At 71.0% G+C, this 21,993-nt stretch carries 19 protein-coding genes; 10 read left to right on the plus strand and 9 right to left on the minus strand.

What is annotated here, in order from left to right; genetic code table 11:
- The 7 genes from nuoL to radC all read left to right on the plus strand — a co-directional run bounded on the left by nuoL (nucleotide 1) and on the right by radC (nucleotide 9,206).
- On the plus strand, nucleotides 1-1,911 hold the full coding sequence (gene nuoL / locus QWZ14_RS25305; protein ID WP_290319769.1) for an NADH-quinone oxidoreductase subunit L: 1,911 nt from the start codon (nucleotides 1-3) through the stop codon (nucleotides 1,909-1,911).
- A gap of 2 nt (nucleotides 1,912-1,913) precedes the next feature.
- The gene (locus QWZ14_RS25310) at nucleotides 1,914-3,425 is read left to right on the plus strand and encodes an NADH-quinone oxidoreductase subunit M (RefSeq protein WP_290319770.1); all 1,512 of its coding nucleotides are present in this window, start codon (nucleotides 1,914-1,916) and stop codon (nucleotides 3,423-3,425) included.
- Nucleotides 3,426-3,429: 4 nt separating this feature from the next.
- The gene (gene nuoN / locus QWZ14_RS25315) at nucleotides 3,430-4,851 is read left to right on the plus strand and encodes an NADH-quinone oxidoreductase subunit NuoN (RefSeq protein WP_290319771.1); all 1,422 of its coding nucleotides are present in this window, start codon (nucleotides 3,430-3,432) and stop codon (nucleotides 4,849-4,851) included.
- Nucleotides 4,848-5,585, plus strand: a complete 738-nt coding sequence (locus tag QWZ14_RS25320) for a biotin--[acetyl-CoA-carboxylase] ligase (RefSeq protein ID WP_290319772.1) — start codon at nucleotides 4,848-4,850, stop codon at nucleotides 5,583-5,585. The genes nuoN and QWZ14_RS25320 overlap by 4 nt, the downstream gene beginning before the upstream one ends.
- A gap of 4 nt (nucleotides 5,586-5,589) precedes the next feature.
- Nucleotides 5,590-6,393 (plus strand): type III pantothenate kinase, encoded by an 804-nt coding sequence (locus QWZ14_RS25325; RefSeq protein ID WP_290319773.1) that lies wholly within the window; start codon nucleotides 5,590-5,592, stop codon nucleotides 6,391-6,393.
- Between the two features lie 121 nt (nucleotides 6,394-6,514).
- Entirely contained in the window at nucleotides 6,515-8,185 is a 1,671-nt protein-coding gene (locus QWZ14_RS25330; RefSeq protein ID WP_290319775.1) for a ribonuclease J, read from the plus strand.
- A 97-nt stretch (nucleotides 8,186-8,282) separates the two neighbouring features.
- Nucleotides 8,283-9,206: a RadC family protein gene (gene radC, locus QWZ14_RS25335; RefSeq protein ID WP_353959341.1), complete on the plus strand. Its 924-nt coding sequence runs from the start codon at nucleotides 8,283-8,285 to the stop codon at nucleotides 9,204-9,206.
- Between the two features lie 15 nt (nucleotides 9,207-9,221).
- On the opposite strand, the gene dnaE is transcribed toward radC, so the two are convergent.
- The 6 genes from dnaE to QWZ14_RS25365 all read right to left on the minus strand — a co-directional run bounded on the left by dnaE (nucleotide 9,222) and on the right by QWZ14_RS25365 (nucleotide 17,227).
- The gene (gene dnaE / locus QWZ14_RS25340; RefSeq protein WP_290319776.1) at nucleotides 9,222-12,674 is read right to left on the minus strand and encodes a DNA polymerase III subunit alpha; all 3,453 of its coding nucleotides are present in this window, start codon (nucleotides 12,672-12,674) and stop codon (nucleotides 9,222-9,224) included.
- Nucleotides 12,675-12,689: 15 nt separating this feature from the next.
- Nucleotides 12,690-13,370: an ABC transporter ATP-binding protein gene (locus QWZ14_RS25345; protein ID WP_290319777.1), complete on the minus strand. Its 681-nt coding sequence runs from the start codon at nucleotides 13,368-13,370 to the stop codon at nucleotides 12,690-12,692.
- The gene (locus QWZ14_RS25350; protein ID WP_290319778.1) at nucleotides 13,363-14,619 is read right to left on the minus strand and encodes a lipoprotein-releasing ABC transporter permease subunit; all 1,257 of its coding nucleotides are present in this window, start codon (nucleotides 14,617-14,619) and stop codon (nucleotides 13,363-13,365) included. Before QWZ14_RS25350 ends, QWZ14_RS25345 begins: the two co-directional genes overlap by 8 nt.
- 8 nt (nucleotides 14,620-14,627) lie before the next feature.
- A complete protein-coding gene (gene proS, locus QWZ14_RS25355; protein ID WP_290319779.1) occupies nucleotides 14,628-15,935 on the minus strand; it encodes a proline--tRNA ligase in 1,308 nt (435 codons plus the stop codon).
- Nucleotides 15,936-16,354: 419 nt separating this feature from the next.
- The gene (locus tag QWZ14_RS25360; protein WP_290319780.1) at nucleotides 16,355-16,615 is read right to left on the minus strand and encodes a DUF1467 family protein; all 261 of its coding nucleotides are present in this window, start codon (nucleotides 16,613-16,615) and stop codon (nucleotides 16,355-16,357) included.
- A 60-nt stretch (nucleotides 16,616-16,675) separates the two neighbouring features.
- Nucleotides 16,676-17,227 carry a phytanoyl-CoA dioxygenase family protein gene (locus QWZ14_RS25365; RefSeq protein WP_290319781.1) on the minus strand — a complete coding sequence of 184 codons (552 nt, stop codon included), beginning with the start codon at nucleotides 17,225-17,227 and terminating at the stop codon, nucleotides 16,676-16,678.
- Nucleotides 17,228-17,560: 333 nt separating this feature from the next.
- On the opposite strand from QWZ14_RS25365, the gene QWZ14_RS25370 reads away from it, so the two are divergent.
- Nucleotides 17,561-18,184 carry a LysE family transporter gene (locus QWZ14_RS25370; RefSeq protein WP_290319782.1) on the plus strand — a complete coding sequence of 208 codons (624 nt, stop codon included), beginning with the start codon at nucleotides 17,561-17,563 and terminating at the stop codon, nucleotides 18,182-18,184.
- A 10-nt stretch (nucleotides 18,185-18,194) separates the two neighbouring features.
- Here the strand turns inward: QWZ14_RS25370 and QWZ14_RS25375 are convergent, their stop codons facing one another.
- The 3 genes from QWZ14_RS25375 to QWZ14_RS25385 are packed head-to-tail and all read right to left on the minus strand — an operon-like array spanning nucleotide 18,195 to nucleotide 20,254.
- Nucleotides 18,195-18,911, minus strand: coding sequence for a hypothetical protein (locus tag QWZ14_RS25375; protein WP_290319783.1), 717 nt, complete (start codon nucleotides 18,909-18,911; stop codon nucleotides 18,195-18,197).
- A 2-nt stretch (nucleotides 18,912-18,913) separates the two neighbouring features.
- Nucleotides 18,914-19,375, minus strand: coding sequence for a cupin domain-containing protein (locus QWZ14_RS25380; protein ID WP_290319784.1), 462 nt, complete (start codon nucleotides 19,373-19,375; stop codon nucleotides 18,914-18,916).
- Nucleotides 19,376-19,399: 24 nt separating this feature from the next.
- Nucleotides 19,400-20,254 carry an amidohydrolase family protein gene (locus tag QWZ14_RS25385; protein WP_290319785.1) on the minus strand — a complete coding sequence of 285 codons (855 nt, stop codon included), beginning with the start codon at nucleotides 20,252-20,254 and terminating at the stop codon, nucleotides 19,400-19,402.
- Nucleotides 20,255-20,361: 107 nt separating this feature from the next.
- Here QWZ14_RS25385 and QWZ14_RS25390 point away from each other — a divergent pair, with 107 nt between their 5' ends.
- Both QWZ14_RS25390 and QWZ14_RS25395 read left to right on the plus strand, forming a co-directional pair.
- Nucleotides 20,362-21,000: an HAD family hydrolase gene (locus QWZ14_RS25390; protein ID WP_290319786.1), complete on the plus strand. Its 639-nt coding sequence runs from the start codon at nucleotides 20,362-20,364 to the stop codon at nucleotides 20,998-21,000.
- Between the two features lie 41 nt (nucleotides 21,001-21,041).
- Nucleotides 21,042-21,992, plus strand: coding sequence for a tripartite tricarboxylate transporter substrate binding protein (locus tag QWZ14_RS25395; protein ID WP_290319787.1), 951 nt, complete (start codon nucleotides 21,042-21,044; stop codon nucleotides 21,990-21,992).
- Nucleotide 21,993 lies beyond the last annotated feature (1 nt).

Consider the following 21,993-nt stretch of genomic DNA (forward strand, 5'->3'; position numbering starts at 1 on the left):
ATGTTCGTTGGCGCGATCTTCTTCCCCCTGCTGGGCGCCTGCCTCAGCGGATTCCTCGGCCGCTGGCTGGGCGACCGGCTGGCGCAGTGGTCCACCGTCGCCTGCATGGCGCTGGCCGCGGTCTGCGGCAGCCTGGCCTTCGGCCAGGTGGCCATGGGCAGCCACCCCGCGACCTTCCCGCTGCTGACCTGGATGGACGTGGGCGGGCTCGAGTTCTCCTGGGCGCTGCGCTACGACACGCTCAGCGTGGTGATGGTGGCGATGGTCACCTTCATCTCGACGCTGATCCATCTCTACTCGGTCGGCTACATGTCGCATGACGCGACGCCGGCACGGTTCTTCGCCTACCTCAGCCTCTTCACCTTCATGATGCTGATGCTGGTGACCGCCGACAACCTGGCCCAGCTCTTCTTCGGCTGGGAGGGCGTCGGCCTCGCCTCCTACCTGCTGATCGGCTACTGGTACGACCGCGAGAGCGCCAACCGCGCCGCGATGAAGGCCTTCATCGTCAACCGCGTCGGCGATGTCTTCTTCATGCTGGGCGTGGCGCTGACCTTCTTCGTCTTCGGCAGCATCGAATTCGACACCATCTTCGCCAATGTGGCGGAGCATGCCAACGACCGCTTCGCCGGCCTGCCGGCGATCGAGCTGATCGGCGTGCTGCTGTTCCTCGGCGCCTGCGGCAAGTCGGCGCAGATCGGCCTGCACACCTGGCTGCCGGATGCGATGGAGGGGCCGACCCCGGTCTCGGCGCTCATCCATGCCGCGACCATGGTGACGGCGGGCGTCTTCCTGATGGCGCGGATGTCGCCGATCATGGAATACGCCCCGGTCGCGCTGCAGATCGTGACGGTGGTGGGGGCGACGACCGCCATCTTCGCCGCGACCATCGGCTGCGTGCAGAACGACATCAAGCGGGTCATCGCCTATTCCACCTGCTCGCAGCTCGGCTACATGTTCTTCGCCGCCGGCGTCGGCGCCTATCAGGTGGCGATCTTCCACCTCTTCACCCACGCCTTCTTCAAGGCGCTGCTCTTCCTCGGCGCGGGCAGCGTGATCCACGCCATGTCGGACGAGCAGGACATCCGCCGGATGGGCGGCATCTGGACCAAGATCCCGGTGACCTATGCCGTCATGTGGATCGGCAGCCTGGCGCTGGCCGGCATCCCCTTCTTCGCCGGCTACTATTCCAAGGACGCCATCCTGGAGGCCGCCTTCGCCGCCCATAGCGCGGTCGGCATCTATGCCTTCGTCTGCGGCATCCTCGCCGCCTTCCTGACCGCCTTCTACTCCTGGCGGCTGCTGATCCTGACCTTCCACGGCAAGCCGCGGGCGGATCACCACACCATGGAGCATGTCCACGAAAGCCCGGCGGTCATGCTGATCCCGCTGCTGCTGCTGGCGGTGGGCGCGGTGCTGACCGGCGCGATCTTCGCCCCCTTCTTCATCGGCGAGCACGAGCACGAATTCTGGAACGGCGCGATCTTCAACGGCGCCCACAACCACATCATGCACGCGATGCACGAGGTGCCGGAATGGGTGCCGCTGGCGCCGACCGTGGTCGGCGTGGTCGGCATCGTCCTCGCCTATGTCATGTACATGTTCGCGCCGGGCATCCCGGCCCGGCTGGCCGCGACCTTCCGCGGGGCCTACCGGTTCCTGCTGAACAAGTGGTACTTCGACGAGCTCTACGACATGATCTTCGTGCAGCCGCTGCGGCGGCTGGCGTTCCAGTTCTGGAAGGTGGGCGATGCCCGGATCATCGACGGCATGCCGAACGGCGCGGCCGGGATCGCCGCCGGCGTCGCCCGCGGCGCGGTCCGGCTGCAGACGGGGAGGGTGGCGAACTACGCCTTCACCATGATCATCGGCCTCGTCATCTTCGTCTCCCTCTTCCTGATCGGGCGCTGAGAATGAACGCCGCCGGCTTTCCGCTGCTCACGCTGCTCACCTTCCTGCCGCTCGCGGGCGCGGCCATCATCATGTCGGTCCGCGGCACGGACGAGGTGGTCGCCAGCAACGCCCGCTGGACCGCGCTCTGGACCAGCCTGATCGTCTTCCTCCTCAGCCTGATCCTCTGGGTGAAGTTCGACCGCGCCTCCTCCGGCTTCCAGTTCGAGGAGAAGCTGGCCTGGCTGCCGGAATTCGGCGTCGGCTACCACATGGGCGTCGACGGCATATCGGTGCTCTTCGTGCTGCTCTCCACCGCACTGACGCCGCTCTGCATCCTCGCCTCCTGGGAGTCGATCCAGGTGCGGGTGCGGGAGTACATGGTCGCCTTCCTCATCCTCGAGACGATGATGGTCGGCATGTTCGCGGCGCTCGACTTCATCGTCTTCTACGTCTTCTTCGAGGCCGTGCTGATCCCGATGTTCCTGATCATCGGCGTCTGGGGCGGGCCGCGGCGGGTCTATGCCGCCTTCAAGTTCTTCCTCTACACGCTGCTCGGCAGCGTGCTGATGCTGCTGGCGATCCTCTACCTCTGGTACAATGCCGGCACGACCGACATCCCGGCGCTGTTTGAGTATGCGGTGCCGCGCTCGGCGCAGACCTGGATCTTCTTCGCCTTCCTCTGCTCCTTCGCGGTGAAGGTGCCGATGTGGCCGGTCCATACCTGGCTGCCGGATGCGCACGTCGAGGCGCCGACCGCCGGCTCCGTCATCCTCGCCGGCGTGCTGCTGAAGATGGGTGCCTACGGCTTCCTGCGCTTCACCCTGCCGCTGCTGCCCGAGGCCAGCGCCGACTTCGCCCCGCTGATCTTCGTGCTGTCCATCGTCGCCATCGTCTACACCTCGATGGTGGCGCTGGCGCAGGAGGACATGAAGAAGCTCATCGCCTATTCCTCGGTGGCGCACATGGGCATCGTCACGCTGGGCATCTTCACCTTCAACCAGCAGGGCCTCTCGGGCGCGCTCTTCACCATGCTGGCGCATGGCGTCGTCTCCGGCGCGCTCTTCCTCTGCGTCGGCGTGCTGTACGACCGCCTGCACAGCCGCGAGATCCTGCGCTACGGCGGCACCGCCCGCGTGATGCCGGCCTATGCCCTGGTCTTCATGCTCTTCACCATGGCCTCCATCGGCCTGCCCGGCACCGCCAACTTCGTCGGCGAGTTCCTGGTCATCGTCGGGGCCTGGCGCATCAATCCCTGGGTGGCCTTCGGGGCCGCGACGGGCATGGTGCTCGGCGCCTGCTACATGCTCTGGCTCTATCGCCGGGTTTCGTTCGGGGCGATCACCCGGGACGACGTGCGGGCGCTGCTCGACCTCAGCCCGCGGGAATACGCGGTCTTCGCCCCGCTGATCATCCTCACCCTCTGGATGGGCATCTATCCGCAGCCCTTCCTGTCCTTCTTCGAGGCGACCGTCGCCGCGCTGGTGGCGCGGCACGAGGCCGCCTTGAGCATCAGCCGCCTGGCGGGAATGTAAGACCATGGACTGGACCCTCGCCCTGCCGGAGCTCGTCCTCGGCTGCGCCGGCCTGCTGCTGCTGCTGGTCGGCGTGATCCCGAAGAAGGAGACCTTCTTCCCCATCACCATGGGCGCCATCGGCGCGCTGCTCTTCACCGCCGTGCTGGTGCTCGGCCAGGGGGAGGGGACGGCGCTCTCGGGCCACTACGTCGCCGACAGCTTCAGCGGCTTCATGAAGGTGCTGGCGCTCGGCGCCGCGGCGGTCAGCCTGCTGCTCTCGCTCGACTTCAACGAGCGCGAGGGGCTGGGCCGCTTCGAGTATCCGGTGCTGGTGGTCTTCGCCACCCTCGGCGCGATGGTCATGATCTCGGCCAACGACCTGATGTCGCTCTACATCGGGCTCGAGCTGCTCTCGCTGCCGCTCTACGTCATCGCCGCCTTCAACCGGGACAATGCCCGCTCGGCCGAGGCCGGCCTCAAGTATTTCGTCCTCGGCGCCCTGGCCTCCGGCCTGCTGCTCTACGGCTCGTCGCTGGTCTACGGCTTCGCCGGCACCACCAACTTCGACCGGCTGGCGGATGCCTTCTCGGCGCAGCAGGGCGTCTCGGCCGGGGTCATCGTCGGCGTGGTCTTCGTCATCACCGGCCTCGCCTTCAAGATCTCCGCCGTGCCCTTCCACATGTGGACGCCGGACGTCTACGAGGGCGCGCCGACGCCGGTGACCGCCTTCTTCGCCTCCGCCCCCAAGGTCGCCGCCATCGCGCTGATGGCGCGCGTCCTGCTCGGCCCCTTCGGCGACCTCATCGCCCAGTGGCAGCAGGTGATCCTGCTGATCTCGATGGGCTCGATGATCCTCGGCGGCTTCGCCGCCATCGGCCAGACCAACCTGAAGCGGCTGATGGCCTATTCCTCGATCGGCCACGTCGGCTACGCGCTGATGGGCCTCGCGGTCGGCTCGGACATCGGGCTGCGCGGCCTGCTGGTCTACATGGCGATCTATGTCTTCATGAACCTCGGCACCTTCGCCGTGCTGGTCGCCATGCGGCGCCAGGGCCGCGCGGTCGAGCGGATCGAGGACCTCGCCGGCCTCGGCCGCACCGACCCGACCACCGCCATGTGGATGGCGATCTTCATGTTCTCCATGGCCGGCATCCCGCCGCTCGCCGGCTTCTTCGGCAAGCTCTACGTCTTCCTCGCGGCGGTGCAGGGCGGCTTCTGGACGCTGGCCGTCATCGGCGTGCTGACCAGCGTGGTATCGGCCTACTACTACCTCCGCGTGGTCAAGGTGATGTACTTCGACCAGCCGGTCGGCGCGCTCGACCATGCGCCCGCCAGCCTCACCATCGTCATGGCCGGCAGCGGGTTGTTCACCCTGCTGTTCTGCCTCTGGCCGGCGCCGATGCTGGCGGCGGCCCAGGCCGCGGCGGCGGCGCTGCTGGGGTGACACTCCCGCCCGGCTGGCGGCTGGAGGTGCATGAGGCCCTGGCCAGCACCTCCGACCGGGTCGCCGCGGCGGCCGAGGCCGGCGCCCCCGCCGGGCTCGCGGTGCTCGCCCGCCGGCAGACCGCCGGGCGCGGCAGGTCGGGGCGGGCCTGGGCCTCGCCGGACGGCAACCTCTTCTGCACCCTGCTGCTGCGGCCGCCGGGGCCGGTGCGCGAGGCCGGGCAGTGGTCGCTGGTCGCCGGCGTCGCCCTGGCCGAGGCGGCCCGCGCCCTCGACCCGGAGCCGCTGGCGCTGCGGCTGAAATGGCCGAACGACCTGCTGCGGCATGGCGCGAAATGCGCGGGCATCCTGACCGAGAGCGCCTTGGCGGCGGACGGGACCCTCGCCTGGGTCAGCCTCGGCATCGGCGTCAACCTGGCGGCGGCGCCGCCGCTGCCGGACCGGCCGACCGCGAAGCTCGGCGCCGCCGAGGCGCCGGAGGCCTTCGCCGCCCGGCTCATCGCCCGCGTCGACCATTGGGCCCGGCGGCAGGCGGCCGAGGGCTTCGCCCCGGTGCGCACCGCCTGGACCGCCCTCGGCCCCGACCCCGGCACCCCGCTGACGCTGTCCGCGGGCCCGGTGACCGCCGGCCGCTTCGCCGGCCTCGCCGAGGACGGCGGGCTGCTGCTCGAAGCCGGGGGCCAGCGCCACGTCATCCGCAGCGGCGAGATCCAGCAGCGGCCGGAGGGGGCCTGAGGCCATGCTGCTGGCGATCGATGCGGGCAACACCAACGTCGTCTTCGCCGTGCACGACGGCCGGGAATGGCGCGGCCGCTGGCGCATCGCCACCCGGCCGGACCGCACCTCGGACGAATACGCGGTCTGGCTGCTGGCGCTGCTGCAGTTCTCCGGCCTGAAGCCGGGCGACGTCGATCGCTGCGTCATCGGCACGGTGGTCCCGGCCGCGCTCTACAACCTCCGCCGGCTCTGCCGCGAATGGTTCCTGGCCGAGCCGCTGGTCGCCCGCGCGGTGCTGGACTGGGGCTTCGCCATCCGGGTGGACCGGCCGGGGGAGGTGGGCGCCGACCGGCTGCTGAACTCGCTGGCGGCGCACCGGCACTACGGCGGGCCGCTGGTGGTCGTGGATTTCGGCACGGCCACCACCTTCGACGTGGTCGACGGCTCGGGCGCCTACCTCGGCGGCGTCATCGCGCCGGGAATCAACCTCTCGCTCGAGGCGCTGCATACCGCCGCGGCGCGGCTGCCGCGGATCGGCATCGGCCGGCCGCAGGCGGTGATCGGCCGGGACACCGTCGCCGCCATGCAGTCCGGGATCTACTGGGGCTACGTCGGGCTGATCGAGGGCATCATCGGCCGCATCCGGGCCGAGCAGGAGGCCGGGATGAAGGTGGTCGCCACCGGCGGCCTCGCCCCGCTGCTGGCCGAGGGCACGGCGGTGATCGAGCGGATCGACCCCGATCTCACCCTGGAGGGGCTTCGCCTGTTGGCGGAACGCAACCCGGTCCCCACCTTAGGCAAAACACCCCTACGCGATCCGGGTTGAAGCGGCCCCCTTGACCGGGACCAAGGTCAGCGCTCCGGACCGTGCGGGAAGCGATCGCGGTATGAAAGGCTGGGGCCACGTTGCCGGCGCAACCGGCGCGACTATGCCCTAGAAGGTAAGCATGAACGATTTTAACGGCTCGGCCGCACCCGATGCGGCCGACGATCTTGCTTTCATCCCGCTTGGCGGGACCGGCGAGATCGGCATGAACCTGAATGTCTACCGTTGCGACGGCAAGCTTCTGGCAATCGACTGCGGCATCGGCTTCGGCGGCCCTGAGATGCCGGAGGTCGAGGTCATGGTCCCCGACCCGGTCTGGCTCTCCGAGCGGCGGGACCGGCTGGTCGGCCTGGTCATCACCCATGCGCATGAGGACCATGTCGGTGCCGTCGCCCATCTCTGGCCGCAGCTGCGCTGCCCCATCTATGCCGGGCCCTTCGTCGCCGCCGTGCTGCGGCGGAAGCTGGGCGAGGCCGGGCTGAACGGCGAGGCCAAGGTCATCACCGTGCCGCTCAGCGGCAGCGTCTCCCTCAAGCCCTTCGACCTGCAATTCCTCCGCGTCGCCCATTCGGTGCCGGAGGCCCAGGCCGTCGCCATCCGCACCCGGCACGGGCTGGTCGTGCATACCGGCGACTGGAAGCTGGACCCCGAGCCGCTGATCGGCCTGCCGACCGACGAGGCCGCCTTCGCCAAGCTGGGCGAGGAAGGGGTGCTGGCCATGGTCTGCGACTCGACCAATGCGCTGGTCGAGGGCCATTCCGGCTCCGAGGCCGAGGTGCGCCGCAACCTCGCCGCCATCATCAAGGGGCTGCGCGGCCGGGTCGCCGTCACCTGCTTCGCCACCAACGTCGCCCGGGTCGAGAGCATCGCCCGGGCCGGCCAGGCGGCGGGACGGCAGGTGGCGCTGTTCGGCCGATCGCTGCGCAACGCGGAAGCGGCGGCGCGGGAATGCGGCTACCTCCGGGAGATCGAGCCCTTCGTCTCCGAGGAGGAGGCCGGCTTCATCCCCGACGACAACCTGCTCATCATCTGCACCGGCAGCCAGGGCGAGCCGCGCTCGGCGCTGGCCAAGATCGGCGCCGATACCCACCCCGCCATCGCGCTGGGGGAGGGGGATACCGTCATCTTCTCCTCCCGCATGATTCCGGGCAACGAGCGCGGCATCCTGAAGCTGCAGGACGAGCTGGCCCGCCGCGGCTGCCGGATCATGACGGCCGACGACCACATGGTGCATGTCTCCGGCCATCCGGCGCGGGATGAGCTGAAGCGCCTCTATGCGCTGGTGAAGCCGAAATACGCCGTGCCGGTGCATGGCGAGTGGCGCCACCTCTCGGAGCACGCGGCCCTGGCCGAGGACCTCGGCGCCATCCCGGTGCTGGTCGAGGACGGCGACGTGCTGCGCCTCTCGCCGGGCAGGCCGGATGTGGTGGAGGCCGTGCCGACCGGCCGCCTCGCGGTCGACAACGGCCGGCTGCTGCCGCTCTCGGGCGGCGTGCTGGCGGCGCGCAAGCGCATGCTCTTCAACGGCGTGGTGGTGGCGAGCTTCGCCGTGGATTCCACGGGGCGGGTGCTCGGCACGCCGCAGATCTCGGCGCCCGGCCTGTTCGAGGGCGGCGACCGGGATTCCGTCCAGCTCGCCGCCGATCTCGCCCGGGCGGTGGGCGACCTGCCGAATTCGCTGCGGCGGGAGGATGACGCGCTGCGCGAGGCGGCCCGGACCGTGCTGCGCAAGGCGGTCGGCCGCCGGCTGCGGAAGAAGCCGAACGTCGAGGTGCATCTGCTGCGGGTCTAGGGCAGGGCGTCCCGGGCCGCAGGGCCCGGGTTCCGGTTCCGCTTTTCATTTCTTGTTAACAATGATAGCGTCCCGGCCTCCGGCAAGGGGCGGGATCTTGGCGCTGCGGACCATGCTCTGGGGCAAGAAGGCCATCTGGCGATCGGCGCCAGCGGCCGGCCCGCAGGCGCCGCCGGCCGGGACCGCCGATGATCCTGCGGTCCCGGGCCGGGCCGGCTTCAACGAGGCGGCCGCCCCGCCCCTGCACCCGCCCGGGGCGGCGGGGGCCGGCTTTTCCCTCCGGCATGCGGCGGAGGGCCGCAGGGCGTCCCGCCCCGGCGCGGGGGATGCCGCCTCCCATCCCTTTCCCAGCACCGGGCCGCAGGGCCATCGCGGCCGGATGCGGCAGAAGCTGCTCGAGCGCGGGCCGGATGCGCTGGCCGACTACGAACTGCTGGAGATGCTGCTGTTCTTCGCCATGCCCAAGGGCGACACCAAGCCGCTGGCCAAGGCACTGATCAATCGCTTCGGCAGCTTCGCCCGGGTGCTGGCGGCGCCGCAGCAGGAATTGCTCGAGACCCGCGGGCTGGGCGAGCACAGCGTCGCCGCGTTGAAGCTGGTGCAGGCCTCCTCCCTCCGCCTCGCCCGGGCCGAGGTGATGGAGATGCCGGTCCTCAACAAGTGGGACCTGCTGATCGACTACCTCACCGCCGCGCTGGCGCGGGAGAAGACCGAGCAGTTCCGCGTCCTCTTCCTCGATACCCGCAACCGGCTGGTCGGAGACGAGGCGCAGGCGCGCGGCACGGTCAACCACACCCCGGTCTATCCGCGCGAGGTGGTCAAGCGGGCGCTGGAGCTGAACGCCACCGCCCTGATCCTGGTCCACAACCATCCCTCCGGCGACCCGACCCCCTCGGGCGAGGACATCGCCATGACGCGGGAGGTGAAGGCCGCCGCCGCCGCCCTGGGCATCGCCCTGCATGACCACGTCATCATCGGCAACGGCCGGCACCTGAGCTTCCGGCGCGAGGGCCTGCTGTAGCCGGGCCGGGCGCGGTCAGACCGCGACCACCTCGGCGACGCCGGGCACCACCTTCATCGCCTGCATCAGCCGGGGCGAGACGTTGAAGCCGCCGGGCAGCGCCAGCTCGACCTCCTGGCCGTCGCCGGTCCGGGCGATCACCACCACCCGGCCCTTGCCGCGGCCCTCGCGCGCCAGCAGGGCGTGGATCGGCTCCACCGCCGCCGGGCCTTCCAGCCAGAGCCGGATCCCCTGGCCGACGTTCTGCGCCGCCTTCTCCAGCCCCTCGAGGCCGTTCGCGGTCAGCCGCAGGTTGTCGTTCTCGAGCTTGGCCTCGGCCGAGACCAGCACCGCCATGCCCTCGACCAGCAAATCGCGGGAGCGGTTCAGCACCTCGGAGAAGAGCGTCACCTCGAAGCTGCCGGTCTGGTCGGAGAGCGTCGCCCAGCACATCCGGCTGCCGGTGCGGGTCGGCCGTTCCTTGGTCGCCACCACGGTGCCGGCCAGCTTCAGGCTCACCGACCCGGTCCTGGCGCGGTCGGCGACCGCGAGGAAGGGCGTCACGCCGAGCCGCTGCAGCACCGCCTTGTAGGTGTCGAGCGGATGCGCCGAGAGGTGGAAGCCGACCGCCTCCGCCTCGTAGCCCAGCTTCTCCAGCTGCGGCCAGTCGGTGACCGGCTTCAGCCGCAGCGGCACCGGCCCGGCGCTGCTGCCGAACATGTCGGCGGTCGGGTCGGCGCGGCGCTCGGCGGCTTCCTGCGCGGCGCGCATCACCACCTCGGCGCCGGCGACCAGCCGGGCGCGGTTCGGCTCCATGCGGTCGAAGGCGCCGGCCTTGGCCAGGTTCTCGACCATCATCTTGTTCAGCAGCTTCGGGTCCACCCGATGGGCGAAATCCGCCACCGAGGCGAAGGGCGCCGTGGCATTCCGCGCCATGACCAGCGCCTCCATCGCCGCCGCGCCGACCCGCTTGACCGCCGAGAGGGCGAAGCGGATGGCCGGCTTGCCGTCGTCCATGACCTCGACCAGGAAGACCGCGCCGGAGCGGTTGATGTCGGGCGGCAGCACCGGGATGCCGAGGCGGGAGCATTCCTGCATGTGGCCGGCCAGCTTGTCGGTCTTGTCGAGGTCGAGCGTCATCGAGGCCGCGAGGAAGGCGACGGTGTGGTTCGCCTTCAGCCAGGCGGTCTGGTAGCTGACCAGCGCATAGGCCGCGGCGTGGGATTTGTTGAAGCCGTATTCCGCGAACTTCGCCATCATGTCGAAGATCTCGGTCGCCTTGGCCGGCTCGATGCCGTTCCTGACCGCGCCCTCGGTGAAGATGGCGCGCTGCTGCTCCATCTCCTTGGCGATCTTCTTGCCCATGGCGCGGCGCAGCAGGTCGGCACCACCGAGCGAGTAGCCCGCCAACTCCTGACTGATCTGCATCACCTGCTCTTGGTAGACCATGATGCCGAAGGTCTCCTCCAGGATGGGATGGATCTTCGGATGCGGGCTCTCCCAGGGCTCGCCCGCCTTGCGCTGGCAATAGGCGGGGATATTGGCCATCGGGCCGGGGCGGTAGAGCGAGACGGCGGCAATCAGGTCCTCGAAGCGGTCGACCCGCATCTGCCGCAGGCAGTCCCGCATGCCCTGGCCTTCGAACTGGAAGACCCCGGCCGCGTCGCCCTTGCGCAGCATCTCGAAGGTCTTGGCGTCGTCCAGCGGGATGGCGTTGATGTCGACCTCGGTGCCCTGGCCGCGCAGGGTGGTCAGCGCCTGCTCGATGACCGTCAGCGTCTTGAGGCCGAGGAAGTCGAACTTCACCAGCGAGGCCTGCTCGACGTATTTCATCGAGTACTGGGTGATGAGCCCTTCCGAGCGCGGGTCGCGGTAGAGCGGCACGATGTCGATCAGCGGCTTCCGCCCGATGACCACGCCGGCCGCATGGGTCGAGGCGTTGCGGTAGAGGCCCTCGAGCTGGTTGGCGATCTCGAGCAGCCGCGCCACCTGCTCGTCGGTGTCGCGCAGCTGCTGCAGCCGCGGCTCGCTCTCGATCGCCTGCGCCAGGGTGACCGGCTTGGCCGGGTTGAAGGGGATGAGGGAGGCGACGCGGTCCACCTGGCCATAGGGCATGCCCAGCACCCGGCCGACGTCGCGCACCGCCGCCTTGGCCTGCAGCTTGCCGAAGGTGATGATCTGCGCCACCCGGTCCTGGCCGTATTCGCGGCGGACGTAGTCGATGACCTGGTCGCGCCTGTCCTGGCAGAAGTCGATGTCGAAATCCGGCATCGAGACGCGCTCGGGGTTGAGGAAGCGCTCGAACAGCAGGCCGAAGCGCAGGGGGTCGAGGTCGGTGATCTGCAGCGCCCAGGCGGCGACCGAGCCGGCGCCCGAGCCGCGTCCCGGACCCACCGGGATGGGCGGGGTCTGCGCCTTGGCCCATTGGATGAAGTCGGCGACGATGAGGAAGTAGCCGGCGAAGCCCATGCTCTCGATGACGCCGAGCTCGTACTCCAGCCGGGTCGTGTAGGGGCTGCGCGCCTCGCCCTCGATCTTCAGCGTATCGAGCCGGGCTTCGAGGCCGCGCCGGGCCATGTCGCGCACCGTCTCGGCCTCGGTCATGCCGGGCTGCACCTTGGGGCACATCGGCAGCTCGGGCTTCTTGGTCTCGGCCATCACGGCGCAGCGGCGGGCGATGGCCAGCGTATTGTCGCAGGCCTCCGGCAGGTCGGCGAAGAGCGCCCGCATGGCCGCGGCCGGCTTGAACCAATGCTCCGGCGTGACCCGGCGGCGCTCCTTCTCCGAAAGCAGCCGGCTCTCGGCGATGCAGAGCAGCGCGTCATGCGCCTCGTGCATCGCGGGGGTGGCGAAATAGACGTCGTTGGCGGCGACGATGGGCAACGCCAGCTCATCGGCGAGCGCCAGCAGCGGCGGCTCGACCTGCTTCTCCACCGGCAGGCCGTGGCGGTGCAGCTCGACCGCCAGCCGCCCCGGGAAGATCGCCGCCAGCCGCCGCAGCAGCGCCTCCGCCGGGTCGCGGCGGCCCTCGGACAGCAGCCGGTTGACCGGGCCGCAGGTGCCCCCCGTCAGCAGGAAGAGCCCGGCCGCGTGTTCCTCGAGCGTGGCGAAGGAAAGGCAGGGCCGGCCGGAGGCGTCCGAGCCGAGGAAGGAGCGGGAGGAGAGCCGCTGCAGGTTGTCGAGCCCTTCCGCATCCATGGCCAGCGCCACGATCGGGTCGGGCGGCTGCCGCTCTGCCTCGGGCCGCGGGTCGGAGGCGGTGCGGGACAGCCAGAGCTGGCAGCCCATGATCGGCTGGATGCCCTTGCCCGCGCAGCCCTGGGCGAATTCCAGCGCGCCAAAGAGGTTGGCGGTATCGGTCAGCGCCACCGCCGGCATCTTCGCGTCCTTGGCCAGGGTGGCCAATTTGTCCGCCTTGATGGCGCCCTCGGAGAGGGAATAGCTCGAGTGGACGTGGAGATGGATGAAGCCGGGGGCCGAGTCGCTCATGGCCCCGAGGATAGCTCAGCCCGGCACCACCCGCCCATCCCGCAGCGTCACCACCCGGTCCATTCGCGCCGCCAGCGCCGGGTTGTGGGTGGCGATCAGCGCCGCCACCCCCTGGCCCCGGACGGCGGCCAGCAATTCGGTGAAGACCAGCTCCGAGGTGCCGACATCGAGGTTCCCGGTCGGCTCATCGGCCAGCAGGATGCGCGGCGCATTGGCCAGGGCCCGGGCGATGGCGACCCGCTGCTGCTCGCCGCCCGAAAGCCGGCCGGGGCGGTGGTTCTCCCGCCCGGTCAGGCCGAAGCTGGCCAGCAGCTGCCGCGCCCGCGCCTGGGCCGTGGCCCGCGGCACCGCATCGGCCATCTGCGGCAGCACCACGTTCTCCTCCGCGGTGAACTCGGGCAGCAGGTGGTGGAACTGGTAGACGAAGCCGATGTCGGTCCGGCGGATGGCGGTGCGCGCATCATCGGACAGCGTCCCGGCGGCGCGGCCGCCGACGAAGACCTCGCCGGCATCCGGCTTCTCCAGCAGCCCGGCCAGGTGCAGCAGGGTCGACTTGCCGGTGCCGGAGGGCGCGACCAGGGCGACGATCTCCCCGGCCTCCAGCCGCATGTCGGCGCCGGTCAGCACCGGCAGCTCCCCCGCCTCGGTGCGGAAGCGGCGGGAGACGCCCTCGAGGCGCAGCGCCGGCTCACTCATTGCGCAGCGCCTCCACCGGGTCGAGCTTGGCCGCGCGCCAGCTCGGATAGACCGTCGCCAGCAGCGACAGGCCGAGCCCCATCAGCACCACCTGCGCCACCTCATGCGGGTCGACCACCGCCGGCAGCTGGCTGAGGAAATAGACCTCGGCGTTGAACAGCTCGGTGCCGGTCAGGGATTGCAGGCCCTGGCGGATGTTCTCGATGTTCAGGCAGAAGACCAGGCCGAGGCCGAAGCCGATCAGCGTGCCCATCACCCCCACCGAGGCGCCGCAGAGCAGGAAGATCCTGAGGATCGAGCCGCTGGTCGCCCCCATGGTCCGCAGGATGGCGATGTCCCGCCCCTTGTCCTTCACCAGCATGATCAGGCTGCTGACGATGTTGAAGGCGGCGACGATGATGATCAGCGTCAGGATCAGGAACATCACGTTCCGCTCGACCTGCACCGCATTGAAGAAGCTGCTGTTGGCGTCCTGCCAGTCGACGATCCGCACCGGCCGGTCGGGGCCCAGTGCCCGGCGGATCTCGGTATTCACCGCCCGCACCCGGGTCGGGTCCTGGACGAAGACCTCGATCTGGCTGGCCGCGTCGCCGGTCTGGAAGAAGAGCTGTGCCGCCGCCATGGGCAGGTAGGCGAAGGTGCTGTCGTATTCGTTCATGCCGACGTTGAACAGCGCCGCGACCCGGTAGGCACGCACCCGCGGCAGAGTGCCGAGCACCGTGGTCCGCCCCTGCGGCGAGACCAGGCTGACCCGGTCGCCGACCCCGACCCGCAGCTTGTTGGCGAGGCCGGTGCCGATGACGATGGCATCCTCGCCCTCGAAGCCGGCCAGCGAGCCGCGGCGGATGTTGTTGGCGATGATCGCCTTGGCCTTCAGATCCTCGGTCTTGATGCCGCGCGCCAGGCCGCCGGAGGCGCCGCCCTGCTCGCTGGTCAGCAGCACCTGGCCCTCGACGATCGGCGTCGCCATGACCACGCCCGGCACCGCACGGATCGCCGCCGCCACCGGGTCGTAGTCGCGCATGGCGCCGCCATCCGCGGCATAGATGCCCATGTGGCCGTTCAGCCCGAGGATGCGGCCGAGCAGCTCCTGGCGGAAGCCGTTCATCACGCTCATCACGATGATCAGCGTGGCGACGCCGAGGGCGATGCCGACCAGGGAGAAGATGGCGATGACCGACACGAAGCGCTCGCCCTTGCGGGCGCGCAGGTAGCGGAAGGCGACGGCCCGCTCGAAGGCATTGAACATGGGTGGGGTCAGGCCTTGATGCGGGCGATCGCATCCTCGAGCGAGAGTTCCAGCCGCTCGCCGGTGGCGCGCCGCTTCAGCTCGACCTTGCCGACCGCCGCGCCGCGCGGCCCGACGATGGCCTGCCAGGGGTAGCCCATCAGGTCGGCATCGGCGAATTTCACCCCGGCGCGGTCGGCGCGGTCGTCGTAGACCGCATCCGGGTCGAAGGCGGCGTAGAGCCTGTCGCACAGCGCATCGGTCGCGGCATCGCCCTGCTTCAGGTTCAGCACCGCGACCTTGAAGGGGGCGATCGCCTCCGGCCAGCGGATGCCGGCCTCGTCGTGGTTCGCCTCGATGATGGCGCCGACCAGGCGGGAGACGCCGATGCCGTAGCTGCCCATCTCGGGCACCACCATCTTGCCGTCCGCCCCGGCCACCTGCAGCCCCATCGCCGCGCTGTACTTGGTGCCGAAGTAGAAGATGTGGCCGATCTCGATGCCGCGCGCGCTGACCTGCCGCTCGGCCGGCACCTGGGCCCAGGCGGCCGCGTCGTGCTTCTCGTCGGTCGCGGCGTAGCGGCTGGTCCAGAAGTCCATGACCGGCGAGAGGTCGCCGTCGTAGTCGACCGGCTGCGACAGCGCGTCGAATTCCAGCAGGTCCCGGTGCAGGTAGACCTGGCTCTCGCCGGTCTCGGCCAGGATCAGGAACTCATGGGAGAGGTTGCCGCCGATCGGCCCGGTATCGGCCTGCATCGGGATGGCCTTCAGCCCCATGCGGGCGAAGGTCCGGAGGTAGGCGACGAACATCTGGCGGTAAGATTTCTGCGCCCCGGCATAGTCGAGGTCGAAGGAATAGGCGTCCTTCATCAGGAATTCGCGGCCGCGCATCACCCCGAAGCGGGGGCGGACCTCGTCCCGGAACTTCCACTGGATGTGGTAGAGGTTGCGCGGCAGGTCCCGGTAGGATTTCGCGTAGGTCTTGAAGATGTCGGTGACCATTTCCTCGTTGGTCGGGCCGTAGAGCATCTCCCGGTCGTGCCGGTCCTGCAGCCGCAGCATCTCCGGCCCATAGGCGTCGTAGCGCCCGCTGGTGCGCCAGAGGTCGGCGGTCTGGATGGTCGGCATCAGGATTTCCTGGGCGCCGGCGCGGTCCTGTTCCTCGCGGACGATCTGCTCGACCTTCTGCAGCACCCGCCAGCCGAGCGGCAGCCAGGCATAGATGCCGGCGCTGGTCTGCCGGACCATCCCCGCGCGCAGCATCAGCCGGTGCGAGGCGATCTGCGCATCGGCCGGGGTTTCCTTGAGGGTCGGCAGGAAGGCGCGGGACAGGCGCAAGGCGGGCTCCGGGGCGTGAGGGCAGGGGCAGGAGGGCGGCCGGACACTAGGGGCGGGGCGCCCGTTCCGCCAGGGGCTAGGCCCTTCCGCTGCACTGCCGCAATTTTCTTGCGATGTTGCGGTGCGGTACGAACGAAACCAAAAGAAAATTCCGCTTTCGCGTTGTTTCCCACTTGGCGAAACGACACCCATGCAGTAGACGAAAAAAAGGGCCGCACCCGTTGGGGTACGGCCCGAGTTTAGGGAGGAAACGCCAGTCACACGGCAGAGAGAGGACCAACCCTCCCTCTGCCAGTATGTTGGCGCCAGCGACCAACGTGGCACAACCTCAATCGATGCCCGCGTCGCCAGAAAAAGATGCTGCCAAACCAACCTCGCACAACAAGAAGGCGACACCGGCCTGACAGCCGGAAAGTCGCTCATTTTTCGGGCAAGGCCAGCCAGCCGGTGCGGAAGCTGAGCCAGTCGCTGTCGATCAGCAGGAAGACGAAGACGAAGATCACGCTGGAAACCAGCGTGGTGACCGCCGCCTTCCGCCAGAGTCGCGGCGCCTGCGGCGTGCCGCGCCAGCCGCTTTCGGGGTCGCCCTCCGCCTCCGGGCGGGTGCCGAAGGGCAGCACCGCGAAGAGCACCACCCACCAGATCAGGAAATAGACGACGACACCGCTGACGAGGCTCATGACCGCTGTGTGGGGCCGCTTCGCCGCGGCGGCAAGACCGGGCCGGCGCCGCCGCCCGGATTAATCCGCCGGCCTCGATGGGCCAGCGTCATCTCCGGGATGGATTCGCGCGCCGTCCAGCAGCGGCCGTGGCTGTCGGCGTGCACCGCCGGGGCCGCGGCATCCGCCTCCCGGCCGTGGCTCCAGGCCGAAGCGGCCGTGCCGGTTCTCCCCGCGCACCAGCGTCGCCGAGCGCCGGGTCGACCCGACGTGCCGCACCCGCGCCGCGATGTCGCTGATCCGAGGCCGATCCGGTCCCGGGCCCGAGCGGTCCGGCGCCGAGGCACGCAGCGCCAGCGTGTCGTGCAGCGGGAACTGGCCGGGCTGCACGATGACCGGCACCGCCGCCCGCGCCGCCACCGCCAGGCTTGCCGTCTGGCCGCGCGACCGCATCACCGCCGGGTCCTTGCGGTCGGCGTGCGGGAGATGGCCGTGCCGGTGCGAGCCCGGCAGGATGGTGACGCAGCCGCTCTCCTCATGGCTCGGCGTCAGCGCGACCCGGGCGGTGACATGCCCATGCGGCGCCAGGCAGCCGTCGCGGGCGGCCGATGGCGCATCGAGAACCCTGCCCATGTCCCGGCCTCCTGCCGCGGCGCGATGCAAGCCGTGTCCTGCGCCGCAGCATGCGGGACATGTCACCCGGACTGGAACGGGCCGCCGCAGCATCCCATGTCCTGATCCAGGACATGCGCGGCGAATACTGTCGCGCGACAGTACCGACCAATCAACTAAACAAATAACCGCAACAAGGCATTGGGCATCGTTGTTGCCCGTCTGCAGTATGCCGCCGCTTCCGGGAATTCCCGGGCGGAAGGACAGTCCCATGCAGCTTGCCACCGCAGCAGCAGGCTCCCCGGCGCGATCAGGGTCGCAGCGCGCGGCCGGCGCCGCCATGGGCCGCCCGGCATGATGCCGCCAGGGCTCGAGGCCGGCACCCTGCTCGGCCATTTCCTGCTGGGCTACCTGATCGTGCTGGCGACGCCCGGTCCCAACCTGCTGGTCATCGGCGGCGTCGCCGCGCTGCGCGGGCTGCGCGGCGCCCTGCCGCTCTGCCTCGGCGTGGCGCTGGGGGCGGGGGCGCTGGCCGCCGCCATCGCCGCCACCATCGGCGCCGGCGCCGCCCAGGGCGGCTGGAACGCCGCCTGCCGGCTGCTGGGCGCGGGACTGCTGCTCTGGGTCGCCTGGTCGGTGGCACGGTCCCGCCCGCCCGACCCGGCGGCGCTGCGGGACCGCACCGCCCGCACCGCCGAATTCGGCGCCGCCTTCTGCACCGCCGCGACCAACCCGTTGACCGCGGCCTTCTTCGCCGCGCAATTCCTCGGCCCGCTCTCGGCCGTGGGCGAGCTGCGGCTGCTGGTGCCGCCTTCGGTCGCGGCTGCGGCGCTGGCCTTCTTCCTCGGCGTCGCCAGCCTCTTCGCCCATCCGGCCTTCCGCCAGGCGGTGCTGGCCTGGCACCGGCCCATCCGCCTGGCCGCCGCGGTCGCGCTGGTGCTGATGGCGGTCTCCGTCGCCACCCCGATCCTCGCCTGACCCGGCAGGATCAGGCCGGGGTGGGCGCCGGCACCACCCAGAGCGCCCGCGCCAGCCCGCGCAGCCCGCCATCGGCGCCGAAGATGGCGGTGCCGGCATGGCGCTTCCGCCCCTCCGCCGCGATCTGCCAGCCCAGCACGATGCAGGCCTCGCCCACCGCCACCGGGCCGCGCAACTCGCCGGCGATCCGACCCAGCAGCATCCGCCCCGGCGCGGCATCGACGGTAAAGGCGAAATGCCCGGCGCAATCGAGCGCCGACCAGAGGTAGGCCGGATCGATCGTGCCGTCGGCGCCGGCGAAGCCCGCCGCCGGCCGCCACAGCGCCGCGGCGACCCCCGGCCGTCCCGGCACCCGCCCGGTGAAGACCCGCAGCCCGACGCCCTCCGCCAGCGCCGTGCCGCAGACGAAGCACTGCCCCTGGCTGTGGCTGAAGGGCCCCTCGGCGAACCAGCGCGTCGCCGCCGCCGCCTCGGCCACGGAGGGCGGCGGCGGCACCTCCAGCGCGAATTCGACCGGCCGCGCCTCGGCGATCACCTGCCCGGCGGCGTCGCAGGCCTCGACCAGCCCGTCCCGGCGGCGGATCCCGAGCGGCACGTCGAGCGGCCAGCCCCGCCGCAGCGTCACCTCGAGCGGTTGCCGCCCGAGCAGCGCCGCCATCCGCCCGGCGACGTAGCCGCCGTTGCCGACGCCGGGCGGGCCGCGGAACCGCGCCTCGATCAGCGCCATGCCTAGCGGGCCGGGGCGGCGGCGGGGGCCGAGGTGCCCGGGCCCTCGCCGACGATCAGCAGCACCGCCGGCTCCGCCTTGGCGCCGTCGTAGTGCACGCCCCGGGCGTGATGCGTGACGAAGCCGCCCGCCGGCACCGGCACCGTCGTCTCCGGGCTGAACGCCGGCCCGCTGCCCATCCACCAGGTGCCCGAGAGCACGGTGATGAAGCGGTCGTTGGGGTGCGAATGCGGCCGGCTCATGTGCCCCGGCAGCCAGCGGACCATGACGGCGTAGAAGCCCGGCCCGGCCGGGTCGCCCACCAGCACCGCCTGCTGGTTGCCCGCGGCCGATACCGGCCCCCAGGGGATCTGCGCCGGCAGCAGGGCGGTGATCGCCTTGGGGTCGAGCTCCGCCCGGGCCGGCGCCACCGCCGCCGCTGCCAGTCCCAAGGCCAGCAATCCCCTGACCAGGCCATGCATCATCGTGGTGTCCTCCGTCGCCGGAGGCTAGCCCGGCTTCGCCGGCGGCGGCCAGCCGTAGAGGGCGGCGGGATTGTCCACCAGGATGCGCCGCCGCGTCGCGTCATCCGGCACCCAATGCCCCAGCAGGTCCAGCAGCGCCGCCTCGTCGACGGGATGGGCCGGCGGGTTCGGGTGCGGCCAGTTGCTGGCCCAGACCACCCGGTCGGAGGCGGTGCCGATCGCCGCCCGGGCGATGGCGGTCACGTCCCGGTAGTCCGGCGGCCCGGCGAGGGAGGAATGATAGGGCGCGCTCACCTTCAGCCAGACCCGGCCGGTCTCGAGCAGCCGCAGCAGCGCCCGCACCGGCTGGCTGTCCGGCGCGCCGGGCGGGTGGAACCGCGCGATGTGGTCCAGCACCACCGGGCAGGGCAGGGCGCGGATCATCGCCTCCCGCGCCGGCAGCTCGTTGCCGTCGAACTGCAGCTGCACGTGCCAGCCGAGCGGCGCCACCAGCGCCGCCACCGGCGCGACCGCCTCCCAGCCCTGCGGCGCGCCGCCGAGCAGGTGGAAGCGGGCGCCGCGGGCCCCGGCCGCATGCAGCCGCGCCAGCCCGGCCGGCGTCGCCGCCGGCGTCACCACCACCACCGCCCGCGCCGCGTCGCCGAGCGTTGCCACCGCATCCAGGGTGCAGCGGTTGTCGGTGCCGTAGCTGGTCGGCTGCACCACCACCACCCGGCTCAGCCCGAGCCGCGCCATCACCGCCCGGTAGGCCGCCACATCCGCCTCCGCCGGCACCGGCCGCCCGCCATTGGTCGGGGCCAGCGGATAGCCGGGGCCATAGAGGTGCATGTGCGTGTCGCAGGCGCCCGGGGGGACCGGCAGTCTCGGCGTCGGCAGCATCGGGCGGGATTTCCTTCCTGGGCATGGAGTGAAGGCGCCCGGCCCCCCGCTGTCCAGCGGGCCGCGGATGCGGCAGGCTCGGCCACCGCCACCGCAGGAGAGGCCGCTTGCCCGCACCGCCAGCCACTGCCCGCAGCACCGTCGTCTTCGACCTCGGCGGCGTGCTGATCGACTGGGACCCCCGCCACCTCTACCGCAAGCTCTTCCCCGGCGACGCCGCCGGCATGGAGCGCTTCCTCGCCGAGGTCTGCACCGGCGCCTGGAACCTGCGGCAGGACGCCGGCCGCCCCTGGGCCGAGGCGACCGCCGAGCTGGCCGCGGCGCACCCCGGCCAGGCGGCGCTGATCGAGGCCTTCCACCGGCGCTGGCCGGAGATGATCGCCGGACCCATCGCCGGTACGGTGGAGATCCTGGCCGCGCTGCGCGCCGCCGGCACGCCGCTCTTCGCCCTGACCAACTGGTCTGCCGAGACCTTCCCGGTGGCGCTGGAGCGCTTCGAATTCATGGCCTGGTTCCAGGGCATCGTGGTCTCCGGCCAGGAGGGGCTGATCAAGCCGGATCCCCGCATCTACCGGCTGCTGGTCGAGCGCCACGGGCTGCGGCCGGAGGAGATCGTCTACATCGACGACAACCCCGGCAATGCCGCGGCCGCCACCGCGCTCGGCATGCATGGCATCCATTTCACCGGCCCGGCGGCGCTGCAGACGGAACTGGCCAGCCTCGGTCTGCTGCGGCAGTCTGGCTGACGCCGGTCCGCCCGGCCAATGCGCGCCGGGAGCAAGCGACGATGCCACACCGAAGGGTCCTGCTGGGCGGCCTCGCCGCGCTGGCCGCCGGCCGGGCCGCCGGGCAGCCCGCGCCCGGCTGGGAGCCGACCCGGCCGGTGCAATGCATCATCGGCTTCGCCCCCGGCGGCGGCGCCGACCTCATCGCCCGCGCCATCGTCGAGGCGGCGCAGCCGCTGATCCCGCAGCCGCTGTTCGTGGTGAACCGCCCCGGCGCCGGCGGCACCCTCGCCGCCCAGCAGGTCGCAGCCCTGGGCGCCGAGGGCCATACCCTGCTGATGGGCGGCGGCAGCGAGAGCACCAGCATCCCCGCCTGGCGGCAGCTGCCCTACGACCCTAGGACCAGCTTTCGTGCCGTGATGCGGCTGATGCGCCAGCGCATGTTCATCCTGGTCAAGGCCGACAGCCCCTGGCGCAGCATGGCCGAGGTGATCGCCGCGGCGAAGGCGAAGCCGCAGGCGGTCAGCCACGGCTCCTCCGGCATCGGCTCGATCTACCACTCGGTCTTCGTGGTGCTGGAGAAGCGGGCGGGGGTCGAGCTGCTGCACGTCCCCTATACCGGCGGCGCCCCGGGGCTGCAGGCCGTCGCCGCCGGGCAGGTGGATCTGATGGTCGCCAGCCCCGAGGAGTTCCGCGGCCTGACCGACGGCGGGTTGCTGCGCATCCTCGCCTGCTGCTCGGCCGACCGGGCCGAGAGCTACCCGGGCGTGCCGACGCTGAAGGAGCTCGGCTGGAGCCTCGACATCGAGAACATGAAGGGCTGGGTCATGCCGGCGGCGACGCCCGATGCGGCCGTCGCCTACTTCCACGACCGCTTCCGCGCCGCCATGGCCCGGCCGGGCTGGCGGGCCTTCCTCGAGCGTGCCGGCGATACCGACGGCTACCTCGACGGCCCGGCCTTCCAGCGCGCCATGGATGGCGTGCTGGATGCCATCACCGCGGCGAAGGCCTGAG

Origin of the sequence: Paeniroseomonas aquatica (assembly GCF_030409335.1) — a bacterium.
Classification (GTDB): Bacteria; Pseudomonadota; Alphaproteobacteria; order Acetobacterales; family Acetobacteraceae; genus Belnapia; species Belnapia aquatica.